This window comes from Agromyces allii, assembly GCF_009749385.1.
Classification (GTDB): Bacteria; Actinomycetota; Actinomycetes; order Actinomycetales; family Microbacteriaceae; genus Agromyces; species Agromyces allii.
In genome coordinates this window covers 154,281-176,799 of record NZ_WBIN01000003.1, presented here as the reverse complement: position 1 = coordinate 176,799, position 22,519 = coordinate 154,281, and the positions used below count along the sequence as shown (strand labels likewise).

Below are 22,519 nucleotides of genomic sequence, written 5' to 3'. Positions count from 1 at the left end.
ATCAGTCTGAAATTCAACCCATGTAATTCACACGAATTCCACAGATATCCACAGGCCGATTGCACATGTTCTGCGGCGTTTCGCCCAGATTCTCCCCAGAGTTATCCACAGGCCGGGTTGTGCTGTGGAGTTCGCTTCCATATCGTGAAGCAGCGTCCTTCGATCACCCTGTCCTTCGCGTGTCGGAACCCACATGTCAGTGGTTCCGCCGAGACTCGGTCGTGGGCGTAGACGTATGCGGCCAGACGGCCGGAACCGGAGGTCATGGAGTTGTCGATCGCGCACATCGGGCTCGCTGAACCGTCCGAAGACGGTGACGCCCGACGCGGCGAACGCGTCCCCCCGCACGACCTCCTGGCCGAGCAGAGCGCCCTCGGCGGCATGATGCTCTCCAAAGACGCCGTCGCCGACGTCATCGAGACCGTGCGCGGCGTCGACTTCTACGTGCCGAAGCACGAGGTCGTCTTCAACGCGATCCTCACGCTCTACTCGCACGGCGAGCCGACCGACGTCATCGCCGTCACCGACGAGCTCACCAAGACCGGTGAGCTGCAGCGCGCCGGCGGCGTCGAGTACCTGCACACGCTCACGAGCCTCGTGCCGACCGCGGCGAACGCGGGCTTCTACTCCTCGATCGTGGCCGAGCGGGCGCTGCTCCGCCGTCTCGTCGAGGCCGGCACGCGCATCGTGCAGATGGGCTACCAGGGCGAGGGCGAGGTCGTCGACCTCGTCAACAACGCGCAGGCCGAGATCTACTCGGTCACGGGCTCGGTCGAGACCGAAGACTACGTGCCGCTCTCCGAGGCCGTCAGCGCGGCCTTCGACGAGATCGAGGCAGCCTCCCACACCGACGGCAAGTTCACGGGCGTGCCCACCGGCTTCGCCGACCTCGACGACCTGACCAACGGGTTCCACCCCGGCCAGATGATCATCGTCGCCGCGCGTCCCGCCATGGGAAAGTCGACGCTCGCGCTCGACTTCGCCCGCGCCGCGGCCATCACGAACGACATGCCCGCCGTGTTCTTCAGCCTCGAGATGGGCAAGAGCGAGATCGCGATGCGCCTGCTCTCGGCCGAGGCATCCGTTCCCCTGCAGAACATGCGCAAGGGCACGGTCGACACGCGCGACTGGACCACCATCGCGTCGACCCGCGGGCGCATCAACGACGCCCCCCTCTACATCGACGACTCCCCCAACATGACGCTCGTCGAGATCCGCGCGAAGTGCCGACGGCTCAAGCAGCGCGTCGGGCTCAAGATGGTGGTCATCGACTACCTGCAGCTCATGACGAGCGGCAAGCGCGTCGAGAGCCGCCAGCAGGAGGTCTCGGAGTTCTCGCGTGCACTGAAGCTGCTCGCGAAGGAGCTCCAGGTGCCGGTCATCGCCCTCTCGCAGCTGAACCGTGGCCCCGAGCAGCGCGCCGACAAGATGCCCGCCCTCAGCGACCTGCGCGAGTCGGGCTCGATCGAGCAGGACGCCGACATGGTCATCCTGCTGCACCGCGAGGCCGCCTACGAGCGCGACAGCCCTCGTGCGGGCGAGGCCGACCTCATCGTCGCCAAGCACCGCAACGGTCCGACCCGCACCATCACGGTCGCGTTCCACGGCCACTTCTCGCGGTTCACCGACATGGTGCAGGTCTAGCGCCGGCGGTGCTGCCGGATCGCCGAATCAACGCGCGCGACCGTTGCGCTCGTGGGCCATGACACGAAACACCTCCGCGCGCGTCGCGGTGGAGTCGTGATGGATATTCTGGTCTCGCTCACTCCCCGCGGACCGATCGGCGGAATCGTTGACCTCCTCACCAGCTCGTTCGGGCCGCACTGAGCGGACAGTCTCGGTCGGGGTCTTCGGCGGTCTCCGCCTCATTCGCCCCGAAGTCGATCTCGCGAGCCGACCGCCCCGCGAGCGCCTCATCCTGGCGACTCTCGTCGCCGCCCGCGGCAGGACAGTCTCCGTCAGCGACCTCGTCGACATCCTGTGGGGGGAGGAGCCGCCGTCGACCGCGATCAACCAGGTGCAACGTCATGTCGGCGAGTTGCGCCGTCTGTTGGAGCCGGAGCTTCCTCCGCGAGCAACGGGCACGGCAGTACTGGGCGCAGGAGATGGATACCGGCTCGACCCCGCGGTCGTGGGCTCCGACCTGGATCGCGTCGCCGTGCTGTGGACTCAGGCTCGGCGCTCCAGCGCGGCGCAGGCGGCGCCTGCATATCTCGAGGCGCTCGAGCTCGTGGCGGGCGCGCCCTTCAGTGGGCTCGCATGGGGGAAGCTGACCCGCCCACAGTTCTCCGCTGTCGAGCGAGACCGCATCGCCCTCGCGCTGGACGCGGCCGACTGTGCGCTCGAGCTCCGCGACCCGTCGTCGCTCGCTCAGGCGCTCGAGCGCGTCGCAGCCGATGCGCCGCTCGACGAGCGCCTGCAGGCCAGGCTGGTGACGCTGCTCGCCCGCTGCGGTCGTCGCGCCGAGGCGATCGCGGTGTACGACACCGCCAGGCGCCGCCTCTGGGAAGAGCTCTCGATCGCGCCGGGCCCCGAGTTGCAGGAGGCGGTCGACGACATCCTGAGCGAAGACGCACGGGTTGCCTCCGGTGCGGACGTGCCGCGGAAGCTCCCGCTGGCGCCGGCCGCTGTGGTCGATCGGGCCGGCATCCGAACCGTCCTCGAGGAGGCCACTGCGACCGCGTTGCGCGGTGAGCCCGCCATTCTCGCGATCAGCGGGATGGCCGGAATCGGCAAGACGACGCTCGCAGTGCAATGGGCACACTCGGTGGCCGACCGGTTTCCCGACGGGGAACTGTTCGTCAACCTGCGCGGCTATTCGCCGAAGGGCGAGTCCGTGTCGAGTGCCGAGGCGCTTGGACAATTCCTCGCTGATCTCGGTGGTTCGGGCGCGGGGATCCAAGGCGGCGACGGTCCATTGGGGGAGGCGTACCGCCGAGCCATCGCGGGCAGGCGCATGGTCGTCGTGCTCGATAACGTCGCCGATGTCGAGCAAGCGCGATCACTTCTCCCTGGCGTGCCGGGTTGCCTCGTGATCATCACCAGCCGAACACATCTGCCCGGCCTGGTCGTCAAGGACGGCGCAGTCCCGGTGCCGTTGAACCGCCTGACGGACGAGGAATCGCGTCGGCTCCTGGCTAGACGGTTGGGTGCGGTTCGCGTGGAGTCGGACCCGGCTTCCATCGATTCGATCGTCGTGTCCTGTGCCGGACTGCCGCTTGCCCTGGCGTTGGCCGCGGCCTCCGCGTCCGGTTCACCTGAGGCGATGCAGGATGTGGCCGACGGACTCTCGGCCACGTCATCGGCACTTGACTTCCTCGCGCTCGACGCAGAGAACGATCTGAGGTCGACCTTCGAGTGGTCTTATCGTGCCCTGTCGGAAGACGCTGCACGGCTGTTCCGCTTGGCGTCCGTGCATCCCGGCGTCACCCATCCCCACGGTGCCCTCGCGAGTATTGCGTGCCTGGATCTGGCGCGGACGTCCGCGACCCTGGGCGAGTTGGTCGGTGCGAACATGTTCGTGCAGGTCGCGAGGGGTGAGTTCGCCGTGCACGACCTGCTCCGGATCTATGCTTCCGAGATGTCCGGAGGGACGTTCGAGCGGGTAGAGGCGCAGCGACGACTCGTCGGTCATTACGTGCACATGACCAGACGCGCGTTCCTGGCCTTCGGTCGGGAGCCGGTGGCGGAGGTGGAATCGCCGCCGCCGGTGGCGGAAGCGATCTCGAGTTTCGCATCGCCGGATGACGCCGTCCGATGGTTTCTCTCCGAGCGCAAGGCCGTCCTCGAGACCTTCGGCCTCGCACTCGCGCTGGGACTCGATCGCGAGGCCGCGCTGATCGCGTTGGACTGGCGGCCGATGCGTCAGGCGGTCGATCCGCCGTCCATCATGATCGAGGCGATCGGGCAGGCGACCGATGCTGCGGCCAGATGCGGGGACGAGCGGCTTGAGATCGAACTTCGGCGAGATCTCGCGGTGAACCTGGGTCTCAGTGGTCATGACATGGAATCTCAGCACCATTTCGAGCGAGTGCTCGAGACCTACCGTGAATGGGGAGACGACGCCGGCGAAGCGAACACCCTGCGCAATCTCGGGTACCTCGATGCGGACCCTTCGACCCGTCTGGTGCTGACCGCGCAGTCGGTCGCGGCCGCCCGCAGGTCGGGGAGATCTGACATCCTCGCGATCTCCCTCGTGTCCTACGCCGCCATCGTGCTGATGTTCGGCACAAACGAGGAACTCGCGGCGGTCACGGTCGAGGCGGATCGATGTGTCGCAGAGTCGGGGTCCGACTATCTGACTCCCTATGTGGTCGTGTATCGAGCCATCGTCCACGCCAGAGCCGGGCAGTTCGACGAGGCTCTCGCGCTCGTCGAGACCACACGCGACTCGCTCGACGTGATGATCCAGGCGCACAGCGCGATGGCCACCGTGATCGCGGCCGCGGGTGCCGATCTTCGTGAGATGGCTTACGAGGCCCGCGAACTGTTCGATCGGCTCGAACGAGACCACGAGGAATTCCTGACGAACGACTACGAGTCGGCGATCATGCGTCCGTGGATGGATGACGCGATCGCGGCGATGGAGGGCCGTCTGGCCCACTGATCTCGGGTTCGTCCGCCGGTGCACTGCACATGCACTGAGCTTTCACTCGTCCTGCACGCCCTCTCGCTTGTGTGTGATCCATGGGATCCGTACTCGATGGGAGGGACACAGCATGAGCACGATCATCGATCGTCCGGGGTTCGCGGGGTACCGCCGCGGAGAGGTTGCGGAGTCGCCGAGCACACCGGTCGGCGGTCTGAGCGTCTTCATCGAGGGCCGCCGCCGGCTCTTCGGTATCGCGTACCGCATCCTCGGAAGCGCCGCCGAGGCAGAGGACGTCTTGCAGGACGTGTGGGTGCGCTGGCAGACGTGCGACAGGAGCCGCGTTCGCGAACCGATGGCGTTCCTGGCGACGACCACGACTCGCGCCTCGATCAACGTACTGCAGAGCGCGCGGGTACGTCGCGAGACATCCGTCGGCCAGGAATTCGAGGCTCGACCGAATGACGTGCTCGACCCCGCCGCGGTCGTGGAGCGGGACGAAGAGCTCGAACGCGCGACGTACCTGATGATGGCGCGACTCACACCGGCGGAACGGGCCGCGTTCGTGTTGCGCGTGGGGTTCGACTACCCGTACCCGCACATCGCCGCCGTGATCGAGACGACGGAGCCCGCCGTGCGGCAGCTCGTCAGCCGGGCCCGTAAACACCTCGCGATCGCCAAGGAGCGCGTCGTCGACCCCGGCGCCCATCAGCGGCTCCTGCGCGCATTCCGGAATGCCGCTCGTGAGGGTGATGCGGCAGCGCTGGAGCTCGTGCTGACGCGGGCGTGAGGCTGCGCCTGACCTCGAGGCTCAGGTGCTGCTCGCTGGACGTCCTAGCCCAGGGCGTGCGCCTGTGGCCCCGGCGGTCAGGGAGGGTGTCCGTCACAACGACGGGCGCGGCCCGGTCGTAGTGGGCAGGAGCATCCGCCGGATGCGCCCGCTCAGAGAACCGACGCTCAACGGAAAGGCACACGATCATGAACGCGCACATCCTCGATCCCGAGGCGCAGGCCATCGCCGACGCCACGTCGACTCCCCCGTTCCTCTACCAGCTCGGCGCGGACGGCGCCCGCAAGGTCCTCGACGACCTGCAGGCCGCCCCGATCGCGAAGCCCGATGTCGACGAGGAGTGGGTCACCGTTCCCGCCGAGGTCGGTGACGTGCGGGTGCGGATCGTCAAGCCGGTGGGATCGACCGGCCTGCTGCCGACGATCCTCTACATCCACGGCGGTGGCTGGGTCATCGGCAACGCCGCCACCCACGACCGCCTCGTGCGGGAGATCGCGGTCGGTGTCGACGCCGCCGTGGTGTTCGTCGAGTACGACCGCTCGCCGGAGGCGAAGCATCCGGTCGCAATCGAGCAGGCCTACGCGACCGCCCGGTGGATCACCCGCTCTGGCGCGGAGAAGGGGCTCGATGCCGGGCGCCTGGCAGTGGCCGGCGACTCGGTCGGTGGCAACATGACCGCTGTGGTCGCGATCCTGGCCAAGGAGCGCGGCGATGTGTCGTTCGTGCACCAGTCGCTCTACTACCCCGTGACCGACGCCGCGCAGGACACCGAAAGCTACCGCGAGTTCGCCGACGGCCCATACCTGACCGCGGCCGCCATGGCGTGGTTCTGGGACAGCTACCTGCCGGATGCCGCGAAGAGTGGTGACGTCACCGCCTCGCCGCTTCGGGCGACGACCGAACAGCTGACCGGGCTCCCCGAGGCGTTCGTGATCACCGACGAGAACGACGTGCTCCGCGACGAGGGCGAGGCGTACGCGCGGCGCCTCGTGGAGGCGGGCGTGCGGACCACAAGCGTGCGCTACAACGACACGCTGCACGACTTCATGATGCTGAACCCGCTGCGGCCCTCCGCCGCAGTGACTGCTGCCGTCGAGCAGGCGGTGCACGTGCTCCGCAAGGCGCTCGGACGGGTCTGAACACGGATGACGCAGAAGGGGAGCACCGTGAACACCGAACCATCCGCAGGGGTCGGCCGCACGCCCGAGGCGCGCCGCTCGCTCGATGCCGGCCGGCCGCTCGAGGGGAAGGTGGTGCTCGTCACCGGGGCATCGTCCGGCATCGGGCGGGAGACCGCTCTGGCACTGTCGCGTGTCGGCGCGCGCGTCGCGATCGGGGCGCGCCGGACCGACCGGCTCGCCGCGCTCGTCGACGCGGCGCCCGGCGACATCCTGCCGCTCGAGCTCGACGTCACCGACCCCGAGTCCGTGCAGCGCGCCGTCAGCGAGAGCGTCGCCCGTTTCGGCCGCCTCGACGCGCTCGTCAACAATGCGGGGCTCATGCAGAGCGGGCTGATCGTCGGCGCCGATGTGCGCGAGTGGCGAAGCATGATCGACACCAACCTGCTCGGCTCGATGTACGCCGTGCACGCGGCGCTGCCGCACCTGCTCGAATCGAAGGGCGCCGTCGTGCAGGTCTCGTCGACCGCCGCTCGGTCCGCGTCGCTCGGCAGTGGCGTCTACGCCGCGACGAAGTTCGGCATCAGCGCCTTCTCGGAGTCGCTGCGTCAGGAGGTCACCCGCCGCGGCGTCCGCGTCATCGTGATCCAGCCGGGCTTCGTGGATACCGAGCTCACGAGCCACATCACCGACACGACAATGCAGGCGGCGGCCGCCGGCATCGCCGCGTCGATGCGCACGCTTCGACCCGAGGACATCGCCGAGGCGATCGTCTACGCGCTGAGTCAGCCGGAGCACGTCTCGGTCAACGAGATCCTCGTGCGGCCGACCGATCAGGTGCAGTGATGGGCGCCTGATCCGTGCGCGGGATCGGGTCGGGTCATGCGTGAGGCGGAGGCGAATGGCCCTGCGGGGGTCGAATCGATTCGATACAATGGTCGGCGCGGTGCCCGAGCGGACCGCCTCATTCTTGACCGCACCCGTCCGCGAAAGCCCTCACCGATGTCCACCGCCCTGACGACCGGACGCCCTTGGCGCGTCATCCTCCTCTTCTCGATCCCGCTGCTCATCGGCAACGTCGTGCAGCAGCTCTACCAGTTCGCCGACGCGATCGTGGTGGGGCGGCACCTCGGCGTCGACTCGCTCGCCGCGGTCGGTGCGACGGGGAGCCTGCTGTTCCTGCTGCTCGGGTTCGCGTGGGGCGTGACATCCGGATTCGCGATCCCGACGGCGCAGGCGTTCGGCGGTCGCGACCATGCAGCCGTGCGGCGCTCGGTCGCGACCGGAACGCTGCTCACCGGCATCCTGAGCCTCCTCCTGACCGTGGCCGCACCGCTCATCGCGCGGCCGGCACTCGAGCTCATGCAGACCCCGCCCGAGCTCCTCGACGAGGCGACGGTCTACACGCAGGTCAGCTTCCTCGGCGCCTCGACGATGATGGCGTTCAACTACCTGTCGGCGATCATCAGGTCGATCGGCGACTCGCGAACCCCGCTGATCTTCCTCAGCATCGCGTGCGCGTTCAACGTCGGGCTCGTGGTGCTCATGGTCGGCCCGCTCGACTGGGGCGTCGGCGGCGCCGCCCTCGCCACGGTCGTCGCGCAGGCGATCTCGGTGCTCATGTGCCTCGAGTACGTGCGCCGACGCGTGCCCGTGCTGCACCTGAAGCGAGCAGACTGGGCCATCACGCGCGCCGACCTGCGCGAGCACCTGCGCCTCGGCCTGCCGATGGGCTTCCAGGCGTCGATCATCGCGATCGGCACCCTCGCCGTGCAGGTCGCACTCAACGAACTCGGAGCCGACGCGGTCGCCGCGTACACGACGGCGTCGCGCGTCGACGGGCTCGCGGTGGCCCTGCTGCAGTCGCTGGGCCTCGCGGTGTCGATGTACGCCGCGCAGAACCTCGGCGGCGGCCGCCCCGACCGCATCCGCCGCGGGGTCGTCGAGGCGACGTGGATGTCGATCGTGCTCTCGATCGTGCTCGGCGCCCTGCTCGTCGTGTTCGGATCGGCGCTCGTGCGGCTCTTCGTCGGCGACGGCTCCGACGAGGTCGTGCACCAGGCGACCCTGATGCTCGTCATCAACGGCCTCAGCTATTCGGCCCTCGGCGTGCTCTTCGTGCTGCGCGGCGCCCTGCAGGGTCTCGGCCACACGCTGATCCCGACTGTGACCGGGGTCGTCGAGCTCGTCATGCGGGTCGCGGCCGCGGTCGTGCTCGGCAGCCTCATCGGGTTCGTCGGCGTCGTGTGGAGCAACCCGCTCGCCTGGCTCGGCGCGGTCGTGCTGCTCGTGCCGGCGTACGTGCGCGAGCACCGGCGGCTCGGGCGACTGCCCGTGCAGCCGGCCGTGCCGACCGAGACCACGGCGGTCGCGATCATCGGCCCCACCGACGGCTCGATGGTCGTCGACGCGGTCGTCACGCAGTCGATCCCGATCGTCGGGGCGGATGCCGCGTCCGCGGGTCGTGGGGAGCGCACCCGCACCCGCTGACCGCCCGAAACGGGAGCGGCGCGGGCACGGGTGCGTGCGTGGGCGGTGGTTACGGGGCGGTCGCGCCCTCGGCGGCGAGCCGCTGCGAGGCGAGCCACTCGAGCGTGGCGTCCGCGACATCCTTCCACCCGCCGTCGATCGTGAGCGAGTGGCCGCGGCCCTCGAACTCGCGGTACTCGGTGAGCGACGAGGGGTTGTCGGCGTACAGGCCGAGCACCTCCTTCGTCACGGCCTTCGGCACGGTGTGGTCTTCGGTGCCCGAGATGAGCAGCAGCGGACCGCGGACCGCGGTGTGGGTGTCGACCGTCGCGGGGGAATTGCGCGTGAAGTTGGCCGTCGCGTCCTCGAAGAGCGGGCGGCCGGGCCCGGGAATCGTCCAGGCCTCGAACAGGGCGTCGGACTCCTCCTCGGAGATCGCATTGCCGAAGCTGTAGCGGAACTGCTTCGCGGTCAGCGCGACCGTGCGCTTCTTGTTCGCGGGGTTGCCGAGCACCGGGAAGCCCGAGCGCAGCTGCGAGAACGGCAAGGTCTTCACGCCCTTGATCGGGGCCGGGTCGATCGCGACGCCCGCGATCGCGAGGTCGTTCGCGAGCAGCTCCTGCGCGATCAGGCCGCCGAACGAGTGGCCGACGACGATGGGCTTGGCGTCGAGCGTGTCGATGAAGTCGGCGTAGTGGTGGCAGATCTGCTCGATGCCGACGTCGTCGAGGTCCGCCGCGTTGGCGCGGGTGGCCTCGACGGTGTCGGCATCGCCGGGCCAGCCGGGCGCGAACGGCTCGTAGCCGTTGGCGGCGAACAACTCCTGCCAGGGCGCCCACGCCGAGGCGTGGATCCAGAGGCCGTGGATGAAGACGACCGGGGTCTTGGACATGGTGAAGCTCCTTCGTGGTGATGGGCGATGCGGTCAGAGCTCTTTCGTGAGCCCGCCGTCGATGAGGAAGTCGGCGCCCGTGACGTTGCCGGCACGCCGGCTCGCGAGCAGCAGCACGAGGTCGGCGACCTCCTCGGGTTCGGTGAAGCGGCCGGTCGAGAAACCCCCGCCGGCCTCGATGATGCGCTCGCGCGCCTCGTCGAACGAGACGCCCATGCTCGCGGCGATCGTCGCCGCGACGCCCGTCTCGCCGAGCCAGAGCGGCGTCGAGACCGGTCCGGGGCTGATCGTGTTGAAGCGCAGCCCGCGCGGACCGTACTCCTTCGAGAGCGACTTCGACAGGTTCCAGACGGCCGCCTTCGTCGCCGCGTAGTCGATCACCCCGGGGTCGGGCAGGTAGGCGTTGACCGAGGCGATCGTGACGACGTTGCCGGCGCCTCGCTCGAGCAGCAGCGGAATCGCCGCCCGCGTGGTGCGCACGCCCGCCATGAGCGTGAGGTTGAAGGTGGCGAGCCAGTCCTCGTCGGTCACCGCCAGGAATCCCTCGGTGCGCGGCGTCACCGCGCCGACGTTGTTGACGAGGATGTCGAGTCCGCCGAAGTGCGCCGCCCTCGCCACGAGCTCGGCCGGCCCGTCGGTCGTCGAGAGGTCGACCGACACGGCCATGACGTGGCCGGTGTCGGACAGCGCCACGAGTTCGTCGGTGATGGTGCGGGCTCCGGCGACGACCCGCGCCCCCTCGGCGACGAGCGCCCGGGTGACCGCGAGGCCGATGCCCTTGCTCGCGCCGGTGACCACTGCGACCTTGTCGGTCAGATCGAGATCCATGGGCGCGACGGTAGTCGCGTTGCGGGGTGGCCCGCCTGTCCCTGCGACTACCCCCGAGCAGCGCGCGCGGTGCCGGCGGTGCCGTCGGTGCCGTCGGCTCCTCCGGCGGCGAGGGCCGCGAACTTCTCGGCCGAGGGCGAGCCGGGCTCGGCCTGGTAGAGGTAGATCGTGTGGCCGTCGGTGCCCGCCACGGGAACGCGCATGAAGTGCAGGGTCAGCGCACCGGCATCCGGATGTCTGAGCACGTGAACGCCGTCGGTGATCTGCGCGACGTCGTTGCGCCGCCAGAGCTCGCGGAACCGGTCGCTCGACCTCGAGAGCTCGTCGACCATCGCGCGGAGGCGGGCGTCGTGGCTGCGCAGGCCGAACATCGAGCGGAAGAGGGCGACCGAGCGCTCCGTGAGCCCCTCCCACCCTTCATGCAGCGCACGGTCGGCGGGGTCGGTGAGCAGCGAGGCGAGGTTGTTCACGCCGACGCGGTAGTTCGGGCTCAGGGCCCTGGCGAGCGCATTGGTGGCGAGCACGTCGAGGTAGCGGTTGTGCACGACGGCCGAGGTGGTCGGCCACGAGTCGATGAGCCACTGCACGTGCTCGTCGACCTCGTCGATGCCGTCGTGCGGGTCGGGCGCCGGCCGCGCGAGCTCGTGCAGGTAGCGTCGGGCGGCGTCGTCGAGGCGCAGCGCCCGGGCGAGTGCGTCGAGCACCTGATCGGACGGATGCGTCTCACGACCCTGCTCGAGGCGCAGGTAGTACTCGGTGCTGATGCCGGCGAGGATCGCGACCTCTTCACGGCGCAGGCCGTCGACCCGTCGCCGCTCGACGCCGACGCGGATCCCGACGTCTTCGGGTCGCACGAGCACTCGGCGCGCACGGAGGTAACTCCCGAGAGGGGTGTCAGTCGCCACGGGGGCACCCCGCACGCGACGCATCGATCGGCATGCGCACAGTATCGTCCTCTGCAGCGGCGTCAGGGCGGTTGCGGCGGAAGATGACTCAGACGTTCACGTCGAAGCCCAGGTCGACGTCGCTCGCGGCGGTACCGCCCATGAGGCCCCAGCTCTCGCGCGGCACGTCGTGCACGATCGTCGTGACGTGATCGCGCGGGATGCCGAGCGGTTCGAGCCGTTCGACGATCGCCGCGTAGAGCGCACGCTTCGCCTCGACCGAGCGGCCGGCGAAGCAGTCGATCGTCACGAGGGTGCGGTACTCGGGCTGCGCGACATCCGGCGAGCATGCGAAGCGGTGCGGTGCGTGCGCGACCAGTCGCACGTCGCGATCCTCGGGCGGGATGCGGAACGCGGCGACGAGTGCGGCGTGCACGGCGTCCATGATGGCGACCTCCTCGGTCGCGGTGTACTCGCGACGCACCTCGATCAGGGCGGCGGGCATGGCGGATCCTTTCGATGGGCGGTGGGTCGAGACATCCGCTCGCCAGAATAGGGTCGCGGGCGCGGTGACGGGTACCGTCTGTGCCTCCCTCGCCGGGCGGGTCGCGCGTAGCGTGGCGAGCATGACGATTCCCACGCTCACCCTGAACAACGGCGTCGAGATGCCGACCCTCGGCTTCGGCGTCTACCAGGCCGCGCCGCACGAGACCGAAGCGGCAGTCGCCGAGGCGCTGCGCGTCGGCTACCGGCACATCGACACGGCCGCGGCGTACCAGAACGAGCGCGAGGTCGGGCACGCGATCGGGCGGGCCATCGCGGCGGCGGAGGTCGCGCGCGACGAGCTGTTCCTCGAGACCAAGGTCTGGATCAGCGACTACGGCTACGACGAGACCGTGCACGCCTTCGACAAGTCCGCGGCGAAGCTCGGCGTGGAGCAGCTCGACCTGCTGATCCTGCACCAGCCGCTGCCGACCGCGTTCGAGCGCACGCTCGAGGCGTACCGGGGTCTCGAGGCGCTCTACGCCGACGGCAAGGTGCGTGCGATCGGCGTGAGCAACTTCATGCCGGAGCACCTGCACCGCCTGCTCGACGTCGCCGAGGTCGTTCCCGCGGTGAACCAGCTCGAGATCCACCCGTTCTTCCAGCAGCGCGAGGTGCTCGCGCTCGACGATGAGCGCGGCATCCTGAACCAGGCGTGGTCGCCCATCGGCGGCATCACCTTCTACCGCGAGGGTCAGGGTGGCAGCACGCTCGACGACCCGACCATCGCCGAGATCGCCGCCGCGCACGGCAAGTCGCCCGTGCAGGTCATGCTGCGCTGGCACGTGCAGGAGGGTCGCTCGGCGATCCCCAAGTCGGTGACCCCTCATCGCATCGCCGAGAACTTCGACATCTTCGACTTCGAGCTGACGGGCGACGAGCTGGCACGCATCGACGCGCTCGATCTCGGTGTGCGCCGCGGCCCCGAGCCGGTCGACATCACACTCGAGCGGTTCGGGCTGCCGATCCCCGAGGCGTGAGCGCCGGCTGAGGCCCGAGCCTTCGAGAGCCCCGAGCGAGCGGATGTCGCGAGCGGGTGACCCCGACCAGGTCGCCGTGCTGCGGCATCCGCTTGTCGTCGTCGCGCCCGCGACCTACACTGGCTGAGCGATATGAGAATTACGTGTTCGTTTATCGAACACGAAGGGGATCGCATACACCCACCACGACGACGTGAGGAGAGCCCGTGCAGTTCCACCACCACGGCTACGTGTCCGGAGACCCGCGCATCGAGCCGGCGGCAGGCATCGGGCTCGACCGCCCCGAGGAGCTGCCCGACGAGGTCGACGTGCTCATCGTCGGCTCGGGCCCGGCCGGCATGGTCGCCGCGGCGCAGCTCGCGCAGTTCCCCGGCGTCTCGACCCGCATCGTGGAGCGGCGCGGAGGTCGGCTCGCGATCGGGCAGGCCGACGGCATCCAGGCGCGCAGCGTCGAGACGTTCCAGGCCTTCGGGTTCGCCGAGCGCATCATCGCCGAGGCGTACCGCATCACCGAGATGGCGTTCTGGAAGCCCGACCCCGAGAACCGCGCGAACATCCACCGCGCGGCCGTCACGCCCGACGACCCGACGGGCATCAGCGAGTTCCCGCACCTGATCGTGAACCAGGCGCGCGTGCTCGACTACTTCGCCGAGTACGCGCACAACTCCCCCGGCCGTGTCGTGCCCGACTACGGGTGGGAGTTCGTGGCGCTCGAGGTCGCGCAGCCCGGCGCCGACGGCGAGCCGGGTTCGCTGCCCGAGTACCCCGTGACCGTCACCCTCGAGCGCGCCACGGGCGTGGGGGTCGGGGCGGGCGACGCCTCGCATGCGGTCGCCCTCGACGGCGAGCTCACGGGTGAGCGCCGCATCGTGCGCGCCAAGTACGTCATCGGTGCCGACGGCGCGCGCAGCAAGGTGCGCGAGGCGATCGGCGCACAGCACGTGGGCGCGCAGTCGTTCCACGCGTGGGGGGTCATGGACACGCTCGCGGTCACCGACTTCCCCGACATCCGCACCAAGTGCTCGATCCAGTCGGAGGCGGGCAACATCCTGCTCATCCCGCGCGAGGGCGGCCAGCTGTTCCGCATGTACGTCGACCTCGGCGAGGTCGCCGCAGACGATCACGGCGCCGTGCGCCAGACGACGCTCGAGCAGGTCATCGCGAAGGCGAACGACATCCTGCACCCGTACTCGCTCGACGTGCGCAACGTGCCGTGGCACTCGGTCTACGAGGTCGGTCACCGCGTCACCGACCGCTTCGACGACGTGCCCCTCGACGAACAGGGCACCCGCACGCCGCGCGTGTTCATAACGGGCGACGCCTGCCACACGCACAGCGCCAAGGCCGGCCAGGGCATGAACGTCTCGATGCAGGACGGCTGGAACATCGGCTGGAAGCTCGGCCACGTGCTCGACGGCCGAGCCGACGCCGCCCTGCTCGAGACCTACCACGCCGAGCGGCACGTGGTCGCGAAGGAGCTCATCGACTTCGACCGCGAATGGTCGAAGCTCATGGCGACCAAGCCCGAAGACCTCGGCGACCCGGCCGAGCTCGAGGACTTCTACGTGCGCACCTTCGAGTTCCCGGCCGGGTTCATGACGCAGTACGAGCCCTCGATGATCGTCGGCTCGCAGCAGCACCAGGAGCTCGCGACCGGGTTCCCCGTCGGCAAGCGCTTCAAGTCGGCGCCCGTCTCGCGCGTGTGCGACGGCAATCCCGTGCACCTCGGGCACCACCATCGAGCCGACGGCCGGTGGCGCATCTACGCCTTCGCCGACGGCGCGATCTCACGGGCGGATGACTCGGCGCTGGCATCGTGGGCGAACTGGCTCGCCGAGGCATCCGACTCGCCCTTGGCCGTGCACGTGCCCGACGGCGGCAGCTTCGACGACGTGTTCGACGTGAAGGTCGTCTACCAGCAGCCGCACGGAGCGGTGGACCTCATGCAGGCGCCCGCGGTGTTCCGGCCCGCGACCGGGCCGTTCGGCCTCACCGACTACGAGAAGGTCTACGGGGCCGACCCCGAGCACGACATCTTCGAGGAGCGCGGCCTCTCACGCGACGGCGTGGTCGTCGTCGTGCGCCCCGACCACTACGTCGCGCAGGTGCTGCCGCTCTCGGCGACAGCGGAGCTCGCCGAGTTCTTCAAGGGGGCGCTGCTGGCGCGCTGAGCGGTCGGCATCGGTTCGAGGCCGGAGCGTGTCGTCGCGGCAATCTCTGGCTACAGTTTCAAGCATGCCCAAGCCGAGTGCTCCCTCACACCCCTCGAAGGCGCCGACCTACCTCACCACGATCGGGCTGACGCTCACGGCATTCGGGCTCGTTCTGGCGGTGGTGATGCTGATCGGTGCGCTGCCGAACGGGTTGACCCCTTCAGAGGCGGCCCTCCCGGTGACCGTCGGCCTGATCTGGATCATGTTCGGCGCTGTCGCGATCGTCGTCGGCGCCGCGCTCAGGCGGTCGGCACGGAAGCAGGCGGAACAGCACGAACCCGCCGCGTAGCGTCGCCGATCCGGCGGCACCACGGGCGCAGGTCTGGTCACTCAGCTTTCGTCGCGGATGTCTCGGAGCGCGTTCCGCGTGACGAGGCCGCCGAGCGCGACGCACCCCAGCCCCAGCAGGCCGAGGATCGCCAGCGCCACGCCGGCCGGCACCCGTACGCCCCCGTTGCGCCCGCCGCCGCCGGAGCCGACCTCCATCGAGAGGTCCCAGCCGACGCGGACCATCATGAAGAGGCAGCCGAGCCAGAGCAGCACCCCGATTCCGGCGACGATGAGGCCCGCGCCCCAAGCTTGGCGTTCAGTGGGGAGGCGACGGGGCATCTGCTCATTGTCCTCGATGCCGAGCGCCTGTGGTGATCACCGATCGGTCGGCGTGCAGTCAGCCCTCGGTGAGGAGACAAAAGATGCGCAACTCCGGCGCGCCGTTCGTCACTTCGAGGAGTGATGCGTCCTGGATGAGCAGGTGCGGGGGCTCGTCTCGGCCGCCGGTCCGGGCGATGTCCCCGTAGGTGCCGGAGCGCTCGGCTCGGATGGTCCAGGTGGCCCAGTCGAGCTCGGGCAGGAACGGACCGCAGACCGTTTCAACGAGCTCGGAAAGCAGCATCCGTTCGTCGACCTCGATACTCCGCTTCCTCCCGTAGTGGTCTGCGGCGTGGATGTCGATTCGTTCGAGGTCGATTCTCATCGGGGACCGTTCTGTCGATGACGCCCGAGTTCCACAAGGGACTCGGGTGCTGCAGCCGTGTGGCCAATGGTCGCAAGCGCAGAGGACGCCGATGACGCCGGCGAAGAGGATTCCATACGAGCAAGCTACCGAGCATCGCGGGCGGGTGCCCGATTCGGTCAGTTGAGCCGGGAAGCTCACCGCGCGGGCGCGATCGGGCTCCTCATCTGCTCGGTTCGGGGTCGAATATCCAGGTCTGGCTGCTGATGGTGCCCCCTGCGTCGTTCCAGTCGGTGCCGCCGACGACGACGAGTCGATCGTCGGCCCAGACGGCGGCATCGGCGTGCTGGGGCGCATGGTCCGGGCGGTCGATCGGAGTCCACGACGATCGCCGATCGTCGTAGACATAGCCGCCACTGAACGAGAACCGTCCACCGGCCGTATCGGTGAGCCAGTGATCCTGTCGTGGTGAGGGTGGCTCCGGCAATGGCGACCACTGTCCGTCGGGCACCGAGATCGCGCCTCCGTACGGGTACGAGCGGTCCCAGCTCCCGACTTCGCCGCCATCACCACCGCCCAGTGTCGGATCGACGAGGCGGGTGCCGGTCCAGGCCCACCGCCAGCCCCCGATCTGTTCCGTGTCGGGGAGTCGTGACCACTTGCCCGATCGCCGATCGAGCCATGCGGCGATCGTGAGCGCCGGTCCATCAGCTCCGGGGTCCTCGACGAGCTGCTTGCCGGTCAGAACCAGTCCATCGGGCGTGGGTGTGAGTACCCGATCGAAGATCTGGCCGAGCGGATCGGCGGTAAGCTGCGACCACGCGCCGGTCTCGACATCCAGGATGAAATCCGCGAAGCGGCCGTGCTCGTCCGATGTCGACGCCAGGAGGACTCGGTCTCCGTCGCCCACCAGTGCTCGTGGCGCGTCGTCGGGGAGGTTGATGCGGTCCCATCGATCCGTGTCCACGTCGTAACTCAGGAGCCGGCGTTCGTCTCCTGTCGAGGCGAGGATGAGCGCGCGGCCGTCGGCATACGCCGCCGATGCGTATGGCGGGATGTCGACCGGGGCGTCGGATATGCGCCTCCACCGTCCGGTCGCCGGGTCGAGCGCGGCGCCATCGCGTGCCTGCTGGTTCGATACGCAGTCAGCGTTCGGCGGACACGGTGGGCCGGTGTCGCCGCCCGCGACGATGACCTCGGTCCCGGTCCAGACGACAGCCGGCCCCACTCGGCCTGTCAGCGGAACATCATCGAGGGCAACCCAACCCGAGGCCGTGGTCGCAGAAGAACTCGCGGGCGGCGGAGAATTCGAGCAGCCGCTCAGCACGAGTATCGAGACGGCCGCAATCGCGCCTGCGTACCTCCAACGCCTCACTCGCATACCTTGGAAATGTCGCACCACGCATGTTCCTTTCACGCGCCCAGAACATGCATCGAGACGTCGAGCCCGAAACCGCCGGCATTCCGAGAGCTGCGCCCGCCTACTTCGCGGCATCGGTCCCAGCAGGCATGGCGCTCGCGGACACGTCGCCATCGCGGTGTCGCCCCTGGCCCGCGACCATCGACCTGTTCGCCGAGCGGATGCCGCGGTCAGGCGCCGTAGGCGCGGCGCACGCTCGCGGCGGCGGCGGTGAGGCGCGCGGCGATCTCGGCCTCGGGGCGCGCGAACGACACGTGGATCACCGCGATCGCCGCCGCGGGCTGTCCGGGCAGTACCAGCGGCACCGCGACCGACCGCAGCGAGGGCACGACCTCGTCGTGGCTCACGGCGTACCCGCGTTCGCGGCTCTCGGCGATCTCGGCGCGCAACGCCGACGTCGCGGCATCCGCCCATGAGGCCTCGGGCAGCGACAGCAGGATCGCCTTGCCGGGGCCTCCCCGGGTGAGCGGATGCCGGTGTCCCGGGCGGTACGACACGACCGCCATGCTCTGGCGGGGTGCCGCGCTCACGAGCGTCGCGGCCTCGTCGGCGTCGACCTGCACCGCGAGGAGGCAGGTCATGCCGAGCTCGTTCGCGACCTCGCTGAGCTCAGGCAGGGCGACCTGCTGCAGGTCGCGCGCGACCCCCGAGGCGAGGGCGGCGAGCCCGGTGCCGAGCGTGATGCGGCCGGCGCTGTCGCGTGCGACGAGGCCGTGGTCCTCGAGCGTGCGCAGCAGCCGGTAGGCGACCGAGCGGTGCACGCCCAGCTGTGCGGCGAGCTCGTCGATGGAGAGGTTGCGGTCGGCATCGGCGAGCAGTTCGAGCAGCCGGATGCCGCGGCTCAGCGTCTGCGATCCGGCGCCGCTCGTGCCCTCTGCCGCCATGCTGCCCCCTTGCCTCCGCGTTCGATATCCGAACTTACCGGACGGAATGCGAGCCGTCGCCCCGACAGGAGGAGGGCCCGCACACGACCGGAAGGTGAACACGCACACACGTGCACGACCGGGCACGTGCGCCCGCGGCATCCGCTCGATAGCGTTGAAGACGGTGCTGCGCGCCGTCGCAGTGCGACGATCCGGGGGGAGATGCATGTACTACAGCAGCGGAAACTACGAGGCCTTCGCGCGCCCGCGCAAGCCCGAGGGGGTCGACGAGAAGTCGGCCTGGTTCGTCGGGGCGGGCCTCGCGTCGATGTCGTCGGCGGTGTTCATGATCCGCGACGGGCAGTTGCCCGGCGAGAAGATCACGATCCTCGAGGAGCTCGATCTGCCGGGCGGTGCGCTCGACGGCATCAGGAAGCCGAAGAAGGGTTTCGTCATCCGCGGCGGTCGCGAGATGGAGGACCACATGGAATGCCTGTGGGATCTCTTCCGCACCATCCCGTCGATCGAGATCGAGGGCGCGAGCGTGCTCGACGAGTTCTCCTGGCTCAACAAGGACGACCCGAACTACTCGCTCTGCCGGGTGACCGAGAAGCAGGGGCAGGACGCCCACACCGACAAGCTGTTCACGCTGAGCGCCAAGGCGCAGAAGGACATCGTGAACATCATCCTCGCGACCCGCGAGCAGGTGGAGGGCAAGCGCATCACGGACGTCTTCGGAGCAGACTTCCTCGCGAGCAACTTCTGGCTGTACTGGCGCACGATGTTCGCGTTCGAGGAGTGGCACTCCGCCCTCGAGATGAAGCTCTACCTGCACCGGTTCATCCACCACATCGGCGGACTGCCCGACCTGTCGGCCCTCAAGTTCACCAAGTACAACCAGTACGAGTCGCTCGTGCTGCCCATGTACCGGTGGCTGCTCGACCAGGGCGTCACCTTCCGGTTCTCGACGACCGTGACCGACATCGACTTCAATATCACGGCCGATCGCAAGCAGGCGACCCGCATCCACTGGGTCGACGAGCACGGCGACGGCGGCGTCGACCTCGGTGAGAACGACCTCGTGCTCGCCACGATCGGCTCGCTCACCGAGAACTCCGACGAGGGCGACCACAAGACTCCGGCCGTGCTCAAGACCGGTCCCGCACCTGCCTGGGACCTGTGGCGCAGGATCGCCGCGAAGGATGCGGCGTTCGGGCACCCCGACGTCTTCGCCGGCAACTTCGACGAGACGAAGTGGGAGTCCGCGACGATCACGACGCTCGACCGGCGCATCCCCGCCTACATCGAGAAGATCGCCCAGCGCGACCCGTTCAGCGGCAAGGTCGTCACGGGCGGCATCGTCACCGCCAAGGACTCGAGCTGGCTGCTCAGCTGGACGGTCAACCGCCAGCCGCACTTCAAGAACCAGTCCCCCGATGAGATCGTGGTGTGGTTCTACTCGCTGTTCTCCGATGTGCCGGGCGACTACGTGAAGAAGACGATGCAGGAGTGCACCGGCGAGGAGATCACGCAGGAGTGGCTGTTCCACCTGGGCGTTCCCGTGGAGGACATCCCAGAGCTCGCGGCGAACGCCGCCACCGCGGTGCCCGTGATGATGCCGTACATCGACTCGTTCTTCATGCCGCGGAGGGCTGGGGATCGCCCCGACGTCGTGCCCGAGGGTGCCGTGAACTTCGCGTTCATCGGCCAGTTCGCCGAGACGACGCGCGACACGATCTTCACGACCGAGTACTCCGTGCGCACGGGCATGGAGGCCGCGTACCAGCTGCTGGGCGTCGACCGCGGAGTGCCCGAGGTCTTCAACTCGACGTACGACATCCGGTGGCTGCTCAAGGCCACCAACCGTCTGGCCGATGGCGAGGCCGTGCACATCCCCGGACCGAACTTCGTCAAGGGTCGCGTGCTCGACAAGCTCGACAACACGCAGATGGGCGAACTGCTCACCGACTTCGGCCTGATCCCCGCGCACGGCGACACCGCCCCGCGCACGAGGGCCGACGACGCCATCGAGTGACCGGAGCGCCCGCGAGCGTCCCGGCATTTCTGCTGGGTGAAAGAATCGCGGATCCTTCACGATCAGCGTGACGAAACATCGGCGTAGGGGCCGACGACGGCCCCTACGCTGATCCCCGAGCACGACCACCCGAACGGCCGCCACCGGCATCCGCGGAACGCATCTGAAGGTGCTGCCTGCTGGGCCGAACAGCGCCTATGGTGGTGCTCGCAGCACCGTCGCCGCACCGCACCTTCGTGCACCCGAGGCGCCGGCCGTCCAAGCCGCAGCGCCGCACCCGCGGGCGCCTCGACGTGAAGGAGCACCCATGTCCCGCATCGGGATCGTGACCGAGCACAGCCCCGAGTCGCGCGTCGCCGCGACGCCCGCGACGGTGAATCAGCTCGTCGCCCTCGGGTACGAGGTCGCCGTCGAGGCGGGCGCTGGAGCGCGTTCGGCGTTCCCCGACGCCGCCTACGTCGAGGCGGGCGCCGAGATCACCGACCGGGCCACAGCGCTCGGCAGCGCGGTCGTGCTCATGGTCAACGCACCGACCGATGCCGACATCGCGGCGCTCTCCCCCGATGCCACGCTCATCGGCCTCCTCGCGCCCGCGTTCAAGCCCGAACTGCTGCAGGCGCTCGCCGATCGCGGCGTGACCGCGCTCGCCATGGACGCCGTTCCGCGCATCTCGCGCGCCCAGTCGATGGACGTGTTGAGCTCGATGTCGAACATCTCGGGCTACCGGGCGGTCATCGAAGCCGCGCACGAGTTCGGACGCTTCTTCACCGGGCAGGTCACGGCCGCGGGCAAGGTTCCGCCGGCCAAGGTGCTCGTCGCCGGCGCGGGCGTCGCCGGGCTCGCGGCGATCGGCGCGGCCTCCAGCCTCGGGGCGATCGTGCGGGCCACCGACCCGCGGCCAGAGGTCGCCGACCAGGTGAAGTCGATCGGCGGCTCGTACCTCGCGGTCGAGGTCGCCGAGCAGATGCAGTCCACCGACGGCTACGCGAAGGCCACGAGCGAGGACTACGACCGCCGTGCCGCCGAGATCTACTCGGAGCAGGCGGCCGACGTCGACATCATCATCACGACCGCACTGATCCCGGGCCGCCCGGCGCCCAAGCTCATCACGGCGGCGGATGTCGCGAGCATGCGCTCGGGCAGCGTCATCGTCGACATGGCGGCGGGACAGGGCGGCAACGTCGCGGGCTCGGTCGCGGGCGAGCGCATCGTCACGCCGAACGGGGTCGTGATCCTCGGCTACACGGATCTCGCCTCGCGCCTGCCCACGCAGGCCTCGCAGCTCTACGGCACGAACGTCGTGAACCTGCTCAAGCTCCTCACGCCGGGCAAGGACGGAAAGCTCGTGCTCGACTTCGACGACGTCGTGCAGCGCTCGGTCACCGTCGCCCAGCCCGGTGCGGTCACCTGGCCGCCCCCGCCCGTGCAGGTGTCGGCGGCTCCCGCCGCGGCATCCGCGGGCGCAGGCGCGCCGGATGCGTCGGCCGCGCCCGCCAAGCCCGCGCGCAAACCCATGACACCGGTCAAGAAGGTGTTGCTCGTCGCGCTGGGCATCGCGGCCCTGTTCGCGGTCAATGCGATCGCTCCGGCCCCGCTCCCCCAGCACTTCACCGTGCTCGTGCTGTCGGTCGTCGTCGGCTTCTACGTGATCGGCAAGGTCGCGCACGCGCTGCACACGCCCCTCATGAGCGTGACGAACGCCATCTCGGGCATCATCATCGTCGGCGCGATGGTGCAGATCACGAGTTCCGAGCCGGTGGTGCAGGTGCTCGCCGCGGTCGCGGTGCTGCTCGCGGCGATCAACATCTTCGGCGGTTTCGCCGTGACCAGACGCATGCTCGCGATGTTCTCGCGAGGACCGGCACCGGCATCTGCCGGACCCGACGCCGGACCGAACGCCTCGGCTGACCGCCGCAGCCACTGACCGCGACGCGCTGAACTCGC

General features: G+C 69.2%; 19 protein-coding genes. 11 read left to right on the top strand and 8 right to left on the bottom strand.

Annotated features, from left to right (window positions below):
• Positions 1 to 270 precede the first annotated feature (270 nt).
• The 6 genes from dnaB (at position 271) to GQR16_RS05500 (ending at position 8,986) form a co-directional block, all read left to right on the top strand.
• The gene (gene dnaB, locus GQR16_RS05525; protein WP_157414305.1) at positions 271 to 1,644 is read left to right on the top strand and encodes a replicative DNA helicase; all 1,374 of its coding nucleotides are present in this window, start codon (positions 271 to 273) and stop codon (positions 1,642 to 1,644) included.
• Between the two features lie 148 nt (positions 1,645 to 1,792).
• Positions 1,793 to 4,606, top strand: a complete 2,814-nt coding sequence (locus GQR16_RS05520) for an AfsR/SARP family transcriptional regulator (protein WP_157414147.1) — start codon at positions 1,793 to 1,795, stop codon at positions 4,604 to 4,606.
• Between the two features lie 112 nt (positions 4,607 to 4,718).
• Positions 4,719 to 5,378, top strand: a complete 660-nt coding sequence (locus GQR16_RS05515; protein ID WP_157414146.1) for a sigma-70 family RNA polymerase sigma factor — start codon at positions 4,719 to 4,721, stop codon at positions 5,376 to 5,378.
• 188 nt (positions 5,379 to 5,566) lie between these two features.
• Positions 5,567 to 6,517, top strand: coding sequence for an alpha/beta hydrolase (locus GQR16_RS05510; RefSeq protein WP_157414145.1), 951 nt, complete (start codon positions 5,567 to 5,569; stop codon positions 6,515 to 6,517).
• Positions 6,518 to 6,544: 27 nt separating this feature from the next.
• Positions 6,545 to 7,342: an SDR family oxidoreductase gene (locus GQR16_RS05505; RefSeq protein WP_211373446.1), complete on the top strand. Its 798-nt coding sequence runs from the start codon at positions 6,545 to 6,547 to the stop codon at positions 7,340 to 7,342.
• A 156-nt stretch (positions 7,343 to 7,498) separates the two neighbouring features.
• Positions 7,499 to 8,986, top strand: coding sequence for an MATE family efflux transporter (locus tag GQR16_RS05500; RefSeq protein WP_157414143.1), 1,488 nt, complete (start codon positions 7,499 to 7,501; stop codon positions 8,984 to 8,986).
• A gap of 49 nt (positions 8,987 to 9,035) precedes the next feature.
• On the opposite strand, the gene GQR16_RS05495 is transcribed toward GQR16_RS05500, so the two are convergent.
• The 4 genes from GQR16_RS05495 to GQR16_RS05480 form a co-directional block, all read right to left on the bottom strand.
• Positions 9,036 to 9,857, bottom strand: coding sequence for an alpha/beta hydrolase (locus tag GQR16_RS05495; protein WP_157414142.1), 822 nt, complete (start codon positions 9,855 to 9,857; stop codon positions 9,036 to 9,038).
• 33 nt (positions 9,858 to 9,890) lie between these two features.
• Positions 9,891 to 10,685 (bottom strand): oxidoreductase, encoded by a 795-nt coding sequence (locus tag GQR16_RS05490; protein WP_157414141.1) that lies wholly within the window; start codon positions 10,683 to 10,685, stop codon positions 9,891 to 9,893.
• 47 nt (positions 10,686 to 10,732) lie between these two features.
• Positions 10,733 to 11,590, bottom strand: a complete 858-nt coding sequence (locus tag GQR16_RS05485) for a helix-turn-helix transcriptional regulator (protein ID WP_211373445.1) — start codon at positions 11,588 to 11,590, stop codon at positions 10,733 to 10,735.
• Between the two features lie 88 nt (positions 11,591 to 11,678).
• Positions 11,679 to 12,074: a tautomerase family protein gene (locus GQR16_RS05480; protein ID WP_157414139.1), complete on the bottom strand. Its 396-nt coding sequence runs from the start codon at positions 12,072 to 12,074 to the stop codon at positions 11,679 to 11,681.
• Positions 12,075 to 12,195: 121 nt separating this feature from the next.
• Here GQR16_RS05480 and GQR16_RS05475 point away from each other — a divergent pair, with 121 nt between their 5' ends.
• From GQR16_RS05475 to GQR16_RS05465, 3 genes are all read left to right on the top strand, one after another.
• A complete protein-coding gene (locus GQR16_RS05475) occupies positions 12,196 to 13,092 on the top strand; it encodes an aldo/keto reductase (protein WP_157414138.1) in 897 nt (298 codons plus the stop codon).
• Between the two features lie 206 nt (positions 13,093 to 13,298).
• Positions 13,299 to 15,263, top strand: coding sequence for an FAD-binding monooxygenase (locus GQR16_RS05470; RefSeq protein ID WP_157414137.1), 1,965 nt, complete (start codon positions 13,299 to 13,301; stop codon positions 15,261 to 15,263).
• Between the two features lie 64 nt (positions 15,264 to 15,327).
• The gene (locus tag GQR16_RS05465) at positions 15,328 to 15,594 is read left to right on the top strand and encodes a hypothetical protein (protein WP_157414136.1); all 267 of its coding nucleotides are present in this window, start codon (positions 15,328 to 15,330) and stop codon (positions 15,592 to 15,594) included.
• A gap of 41 nt (positions 15,595 to 15,635) precedes the next feature.
• Here GQR16_RS05465 and GQR16_RS05460 read toward each other — a convergent pair whose 3' ends face one another.
• The 4 genes from GQR16_RS05460 to GQR16_RS05445 form a co-directional block, all read right to left on the bottom strand.
• On the bottom strand, positions 15,636 to 15,914 hold the full coding sequence (locus GQR16_RS05460) for a hypothetical protein (RefSeq protein WP_157414135.1): 279 nt from the start codon (positions 15,912 to 15,914) through the stop codon (positions 15,636 to 15,638).
• Between the two features lie 58 nt (positions 15,915 to 15,972).
• Positions 15,973 to 16,278, bottom strand: coding sequence for a hypothetical protein (locus GQR16_RS05455; RefSeq protein ID WP_157414134.1), 306 nt, complete (start codon positions 16,276 to 16,278; stop codon positions 15,973 to 15,975).
• Positions 16,279 to 16,480: 202 nt separating this feature from the next.
• Positions 16,481 to 17,485, bottom strand: a complete 1,005-nt coding sequence (locus GQR16_RS05450) for a Kelch repeat-containing protein (RefSeq protein ID WP_157414133.1) — start codon at positions 17,483 to 17,485, stop codon at positions 16,481 to 16,483.
• Positions 17,486 to 17,847: 362 nt separating this feature from the next.
• A complete protein-coding gene (locus tag GQR16_RS05445; RefSeq protein WP_157414132.1) occupies positions 17,848 to 18,561 on the bottom strand; it encodes an IclR family transcriptional regulator in 714 nt (237 codons plus the stop codon).
• A 205-nt stretch (positions 18,562 to 18,766) separates the two neighbouring features.
• On the opposite strand from GQR16_RS05445, the gene GQR16_RS05440 reads away from it, so the two are divergent.
• Together GQR16_RS05440 and GQR16_RS05435 are read left to right on the top strand one after the other, a co-directional pair.
• The gene (locus tag GQR16_RS05440; RefSeq protein ID WP_157414131.1) at positions 18,767 to 20,575 is read left to right on the top strand and encodes an oleate hydratase; all 1,809 of its coding nucleotides are present in this window, start codon (positions 18,767 to 18,769) and stop codon (positions 20,573 to 20,575) included.
• A gap of 307 nt (positions 20,576 to 20,882) precedes the next feature.
• On the top strand, positions 20,883 to 22,499 hold the full coding sequence (locus tag GQR16_RS05435; protein WP_157414130.1) for a Re/Si-specific NAD(P)(+) transhydrogenase subunit alpha: 1,617 nt from the start codon (positions 20,883 to 20,885) through the stop codon (positions 22,497 to 22,499).
• Positions 22,500 to 22,519 lie beyond the last annotated feature (20 nt).